The sequence below is a fragment of the Pseudomonas sp. EGD-AK9 genome, from assembly GCF_000465935.2.
GTDB lineage: Bacteria > Pseudomonadota > Gammaproteobacteria > Pseudomonadales > Pseudomonadaceae > Aquipseudomonas.
In genome coordinates this window covers 1-2,754 of record NZ_AVOF01000386.1, presented here as the reverse complement: position 1 = coordinate 2,754, position 2,754 = coordinate 1, and the positions used below count along the sequence as shown (strand labels likewise).

3 protein-coding genes and 1 pseudogene are annotated in these 2,754 nt (G+C 66.8%); all 4 read left to right on the top strand.

Translation table 11 applies throughout. The annotated features are described in order from the left end of the window. Positions 1 to 709: flagellar M-ring protein FliF C-terminal domain-containing protein (locus N878_RS16975; protein WP_021444796.1), on the top strand; the 709-nt coding region annotated here is incomplete at its 5' end. Continuing rightward, positions 702 to 1,718, top strand: a complete 1,017-nt coding sequence (gene fliG, locus N878_RS16970; RefSeq protein ID WP_021444795.1) for a flagellar motor switch protein FliG — start codon at positions 702 to 704, stop codon at positions 1,716 to 1,718. The genes N878_RS16975 and fliG, both read left to right, overlap by 8 nt. A gap of 3 nt (positions 1,719 to 1,721) precedes the next feature. Then, positions 1,722 to 2,516 carry a flagellar assembly protein FliH gene (gene fliH, locus N878_RS16965; protein WP_021444794.1) on the top strand — a complete coding sequence of 265 codons (795 nt, stop codon included), beginning with the start codon at positions 1,722 to 1,724 and terminating at the stop codon, positions 2,514 to 2,516. After that, positions 2,506 to 2,754, top strand: a pseudogene (fliI, locus tag N878_RS16960) (flagellum-specific ATP synthase FliI); the annotation flags it as partial. The gene fliH and the pseudogene fliI, both read left to right, overlap by 11 nt.

Below are 2,754 nucleotides of genomic sequence, written 5' to 3'. Positions count from 1 at the left end.
GCTGGTGGATGCCAACGGCCAGCAGATCATGGACCCGGCCACCGGTCAGCCGATGCTGGCGCCGTACCCGGCGGACAAGCGCGAGCAGTCCACCCGCAACTTCGAACTGGACCGCTCGATCAGCTACACCAAGCAGCAGCAGGGCCGCCTGCGCCGCCTGTCGGTGGCGGTGGTGGTGGACGATCAGGTGCGCGTCGACCCGGCCACCGGCGAAACCAGCCGGGTACCCTGGAGTGCCGACGATCTGGCGCGCTTCACCCGCCTGGTGCAGGACTCGGTGGGCTTCGACGCCAGCCGCGGCGACAGCGTCAGCGTGATCAACACCGCCTTCACCGCCTCGCTGGGCGAGGAAATTCCGGACATTCCGTTCTACACCCAGCCCTGGTTCTGGGACATCGTCAAGCAGGTGCTTGGCGTGCTGTTCATCCTGCTCCTGGTGTTCGGCGTGCTGCGTCCGGTGCTCAACAACATCACCGGCGGCGGCAAGGGCAAGGCGCTGGCCGGCGGCGACGTCGAACTGGGCGAGATGGCCGGCCTCGATGGCGAGCTGGCAGACGATCGGGTCAGCCTCGGCGGGCCGCAGAGCATACTGCTGCCCAGTCCCAGCGAGGGGTATGATGCGCAACTGAACGCGATCAAGAGCCTGGTGGCGGAAGACCCTGGCCGCGTCGCCCAGGTCGTGAAAGAGTGGATCAACGCCGATGAGTGACAACCGTACCCCCGCCAAGCTGAGCAAGGTCGACAAGGCCGCCATTCTCCTGCTGTCGCTCGGCGAGACCGACGCCGCCCAGGTGCTGCGTCACCTCGGGCCGAAGGAAGTGCAGCGGGTCGGCGTGGCCATGGCCGGCATGCGCAATATCCACCGCGAGCAGGTCGAGCAGGTGATGGGCGAGTTCGTCGAGATAGTCGGCGACCAGACCAGCCTGGGCGTCGGCGCCGACGGCTACATCCGCAAGATGCTCACCGCGGCCCTCGGCGAGGACAAGGCAGGCAACCTGATCGACCGCATCCTGCTCGGCGGCAGCACCAGCGGCCTGGACAGCCTCAAATGGATGGAACCGCGCGCGGTGGCCGACGTGATCCGCTATGAACACCCGCAGATCCAGGCCATAGTCGTCGCCTACCTCGACCCGGATCAGGCCGGCGAGGTGCTCAGCCACTTCGACCACAAGGTGCGCCTGGACATCATCCTGCGCGTGTCCTCGCTCAATACCGTGCAGCCCTCGGCGCTCAAGGAGCTCAACCAGATCCTCGAGAAGCAGTTCTCCGGCAGCGCCAACACCACCCGCGCCACCATGGGTGGGGTCAAGCGCGCGGCGGACATCATGAACTTCCTCGACAGCTCGGTGGAGGGTCAGCTGATGGACTCGATCCGCGAGGTCGACGAGGACCTGTCGACGCAGATCGAGGACCTGATGTTCGTCTTCGACAACCTCGCCGACGTCGACGACCGCGGTATCCAGGCGCTGCTGCGCGAGGTGTCCTCCGAGGTGCTGGTGCTGGCGCTCAAGGGCGCCGACGAGGCGATCAAGGACAAGGTGTTCAAGAACATGTCCAAACGTGCCGCCGAGTTGCTGCGCGACGACCTGGAAGCCAAGGGGCCGGTCCGCGTCAGCGACGTCGAGGCGGCGCAGAAGGAAATTCTCACCATCGCCCGGCGCATGGCCGAGGCCGGCGAGATCGTGCTCGGCGGCAAGGGCGGCGAGGAGATGGTCTAAGTCATGGCGGCGGGCAAGGAGTCGGAAAGCGAGCTGATTCGCGCCAAGGACCTGGGCGCCTTCGACCGCTGGGCGCTGCCCAGCTTCGATGCGCCTGGCGAGGTGCCAGGCGAAGTCGATCCGGCGGTGGACGCGCCGACGGCAGAGGTCGAGGCGCAGGACGTCGGACAGAGCGAGGAGGTGGCGCTAGAGGACGTCAAGCCGCTGACCCTCGACGAGCTCGAGGCCATCCGCCAGGACGCTTACAACGAAGGCTTCGCCACCGGCGAGAAGGACGGCTTCCACGCCGGCCAGCTCAAGGCCAAGCAGGAGGCCGAGGCCGCCCTGGCGCTCAAGCTGGGCAGCCTGGAGCAAGTGATGGCGCAGTTGTTCGAGCCCATCGCCGAGCAGGATCAGCAGCTGGAAGTGGCCCTGGTGCGCCTGGTCAGCCATATGGTGCGCGAGGTGATCCAGCGCGAGCTGGTCAGCGACTCCAGCCAGATCCGTCAGGTGCTGCGCGAGGCGCTCAAATTGCTGCCGATGGGCGCCGACAACGTGCGCATCCAGGTCAACCCGCAGGATTTCGAGACCATCAAGGCGCTGCGCGAGCGTCACGAGGAAAGCTGGCGCATCCTCGAGGACGACAGCCTGCTGCCCGGCGGTTGCCGCATCGAGTCGGAGCACAGCCAGATCGACGCCAGCGTCGAGACCCGCCTGGCGCAGGCGCTCAAGCAGTTGTTCGAGCAGCAGCGTGCGCAGATCACCCAACCGCCGGAAGCGGATATCAGCCTGGATCTGGATGGCGGCGATGCGCCTTGACCGGGTGAGTTTCGCCAGGCGCCTGGGCGGCTACACCGAAGCCATCCATTTGCCCAGCCAACCCATACTCGAAGGCCGCCTGCTGCGTATGGTCGGCCTGACCCTGGAGGCCGAGGGCCTGCGCGCCGCCATTGGCAGCCGCTGCCTGGTGGTCAACGGCGACAGCTACCACCCGGTGCAGGTCGAGGCCGAGGTGATGGGCTTTTCCGGCAACAAGATCTACCTGATGCCGGTCGGC

Coding starts and splice junctions, on each gene's coding strand:
- fliH (WP_021444794.1), top strand. CDS start 1,722: ATGGCGGCGGGCAAGGAGTCGGAAAGCGAGCTGATTCGCGCCAAGGAC.
- fliG (WP_021444795.1), top strand. CDS start 702: ATGAGTGACAACCGTACCCCCGCCAAGCTGAGCAAGGTCGACAAGGCC.